This is a genomic window from uncultured Sphingomonas sp. (assembly GCF_946477935.1).
GTDB lineage: Bacteria > Pseudomonadota > Alphaproteobacteria > Sphingomonadales > Sphingomonadaceae > Sphingomonas.
Genome location: NZ_CAMLAC010000322.1, coordinates 1 through 3,203, shown reverse-complemented (window position 1 = coordinate 3,203; position 3,203 = coordinate 1). Strand labels below are relative to the sequence as shown.

Below are 3,203 nucleotides of genomic sequence, written 5' to 3'. Positions count from 1 at the left end.
CCACCCCTCCACCCCGCTCGCCGGCCAGGGCAGCAGCACCGGCTCGCCCACCACCCCGAACGGCACCCGCGCCCGTGCCGGCGCCGCATCGAAGACCGGGCATCCGGCCAGCCCCTGCAACGCCGCCAGCGCGGCGCGCCCCACCGATCCCCGCGCGCTCATGCCCGGCCGATCCGCACCCGCCGCCACGGCCGCCAAAGGGCCGTCACCCCGGCGGGCAGCGGCGCATCGGCGCCGTCGGTCGCCAGCACCGCGCCGAACAGTGCGATCCCCTGCACGATGCCGGGCGGCAACGCGGCCCAGTCCTCCGCCAGCCCCACCTGATACCGCACCGTCGTGCGCGCGCCGACGCGCACCCAGCCGGTGCCGGCCGCATTGATATCGACAGCATGCGTGCCCGCGATGCTGCGCACCGGTCCATGGACCAGCGCCTGCCAGCCGCCGCCCGCCTCCACCACCTGCACCGCGTCGCGCACGATCAGCACCCGGCCGCAGAAATCCTCCGCCGCGCCGATCGCCGCCGCCGCGATCGCCGGCTCCACCGCATCGCGGTGGACGCGCTGCGCCACCGCGTCTGCCGCCATGGCCACCGCCGCCACCGGCAATGCCGCCAGTCCCTGGATCATTATTTTGCATCCTTTCGGAAACATGGCGGCAACACAGCGACACACGGACGTCACAGTTTACCGCCAAAGGATGAGTCGGCCGCTGCCCGACCCCCTCGGACATCGGCCCAGCCGTTCCACCTCCCCCCTGTGTGGTTCGGCTTCCTCCCTGAACTACGGGGCAGCCCCTGACCGGCTGCCCCGCCTTTTCCCCTCAGTTCGCGGAAAAGCGCATCAGCTTGATCGCCTGCGAATCGCTCACGCATCCGCCGATCCGCTTGGTCGCGTAAAAGGTCACGAACGGCTTGTTCGTGTACGGATCGCGCAGGATCACGGTCTCGTTGCGCTCCGCCACCAAATAGCCGGCGCGGAAGTTGCCAAAGGCGATCGCGGTCGCATCGGCGGCGATGTCGGGCATGTCCTCGGCTTCCACCACCGGATAGCCCAGCAGCGTCGCCGGCTGGCCCGCCACCATCCCCGGCGCCCACAGGAAGCGGCCGTCCAGCGTCTTCAGCTTGCGGATGCGCGCCACCGTCGCCGCGTTCATCACGAAGCACGCCCCCTGTCGGTACGGCGCGCGCAGCATCTGCACCAGGTCGATCAGCCGCTCGCCCGCATCCGCCCCGAAATTGCCCGCCGTGCCGCTCGGCAGATATTGCAACGTGCCGAAAGCCCGCACCGCATCACCGGTCGCCGCGATCGGCACCCGCAGGAACCCGCGCGGCCGGTTCACCCCGTCGCCGTTCACGAACGCCGCGCCCTCGGCACGCGCGAATTCCGCGGCGATCTCGCCCGCCAGCCATTCCTCCACGTCGAAGGCGGCATCGTCCAGCATCGCCTGGCTGGCCGACGGATTGGCGAACAGCTCGCCCATCGGCGGCGCGATCTCGGCAAAGGCGGGCGTTCCCGTCTCCGGCCGGGCTTGCGTCTCGCCCGCCCAGCCGGACGGCGTGCCCCCGGTGGTCACCAGCTTGCGATACCCCGCCGATCCCACCTTCACCACATTGGCGATGGCGCGGATCGGCGAGGCGCTTTTCAGCACCGCATCGATCGTCGCATCGATCTCGCGCGGCACGGCATAGCCGCCCGCATCGCCGGTCGTGCCGGTGAACGCCTTCAGTTCCACCGTGGCGCCGGTGCGCACGAAGCCGCCAAAGGCCCCGTCCCGCTCGGGCGCCGCACCGTCCAGCACCGGTCGTTCGATCACGTCCATCATTCCACTCCCCCACAAGAAACCCTGGAAATCCGCGCCAGCGCCTGCATCGGCACCGCAACCAGACTCACCTCGACCAGCGTCGCCGCCAGGATCGCGCGCCGGGCGCCCTGCGCCACCCGCTCGGGCCGGTATCCGACCGACAGCCCCGTCACCGCCCCGCCGCGCACCAGCGGGGCGAGCGCCGGGTCATCCACCCGCCCCTCGATCCACAGCCCCACCGCATCCTCGCGCAGCACGTCGATCCGCCCCACCGCGCGGCCCTTGTGCTGCCACAGCAAGGGCACCGGCCCCGCCCCGGCAAAGGCGCCGCGCCGCATCACGTCGCCCGCCCGGTCCACCCGGTCCCACAGCGCGGCATGCCCCGCGAACGCCAGCGTCATGCCAGCCCCACCAGATGCCGCTTCTCCTCCGCGCTCAGGAAGTCGGCCGCCGCCACGCTCGCCCACAGCGTCTGCCGCTCCTCGGCCAGCGCGGTCACCCGGTTCAGGTCCACCGCCACCGCCGCCTCGTCGAACCATCCCGCCAGCCCTTGCGACAGGCCGGACAGGATCGCCGTCGCCAGCGGCAGCACCGCCAGGCGGAACAGCGCGCGATTGGCCTCCCGGTAATTGGCATAGGCATTGTCGCCGGGCAGCCCGAGCAGCATCGGCGGCACCCCGAAGGCCAGCGCGATCTCCCGCGCCGCCGCCGCCTTGCAGCCGACGAAATCCATGTCGGCGGGCGACAGGCTCATCGCCTGCCATTTCAGCCCGCCCTCCAGCAGCATCGGCCGCCCGGCATTGCCCGCGCCCGCAAAGCCGTCCATCTCGGCGCGCAACCGCTCGAACTGCTCCGCGCTCAGCACCGACCCGTCACCCGGATCATAGACCAGCGCGCCGGACGGCCTTGCGGCATTGTCGAGCAGCGCCCGGTTCCAGGCGGCCGCCGCATTATGGATGCCGATCGCGCCTGCCGCCGCACCCAGACAGCCCAGCCCGTAATGATCGTCCAGCGGATGAAACGCCTTCAGGTGGATGACGTGCGGCCGCACCGGGTCCGCCCCCAGCCGGTGGCTGCGCGCACCCACCCGGTAGGTATACGCCGCCGGCCAGCCGCCCGCATCCGCCTCCACGCTCACCCGCTCGGGCCTCAGCGCATACAGCTCCGCCGCCCCGCCCTCGCCATCGCGCAACACCTGGACATAGGCATTGCCATGCAGCAGCAACTGCGCCGCCACCGTCTCCAACAGCGACTGCCCCGCGCTGCGCGCCTGGATCAGCGCCAGCAGCCCCGGGTCGGACGCGGTCAGCGGCGCATCCGCCACCCCGCCCGCCACCAGCTTCACCGCCCGCTGCGCCACCGCGTTGCGCGCATACCCCTCGCGCACCTGCGTTTCGTAGGAC

At 72.0% G+C, this 3,203-nt stretch carries 4 protein-coding genes; all 4 read right to left on the bottom strand.

Going from position 1 to position 3,203, the window contains the following annotated elements; all coding sequences use genetic code 11:
• Window positions 1–158: 158 nt before the first annotated feature.
• Complete coding sequence (locus tag Q0U08_RS19265) at window positions 159–626, bottom strand: hypothetical protein (protein WP_298093378.1); 468 nt, start codon at window positions 624–626, stop codon at window positions 159–161.
• A gap of 193 nt (window positions 627–819) precedes the next feature.
• Window positions 820–1,818, bottom strand: a complete 999-nt coding sequence (locus tag Q0U08_RS19260; protein ID WP_298093376.1) for a phage major capsid protein — start codon at window positions 1,816–1,818, stop codon at window positions 820–822.
• On the bottom strand, window positions 1,818–2,201 hold the full coding sequence (locus Q0U08_RS19255) for an HK97 family phage prohead protease (protein ID WP_298093375.1): 384 nt from the start codon (window positions 2,199–2,201) through the stop codon (window positions 1,818–1,820). The genes Q0U08_RS19260 and Q0U08_RS19255 overlap by 1 nt, the downstream gene beginning before the upstream one ends.
• The coding region (locus Q0U08_RS19250) for a phage portal protein (protein ID WP_298093373.1) at window positions 2,198–3,203 on the bottom strand (1,006 nt) is incomplete at its 5' end. The genes Q0U08_RS19250 and Q0U08_RS19255, both read right to left, overlap by 4 nt.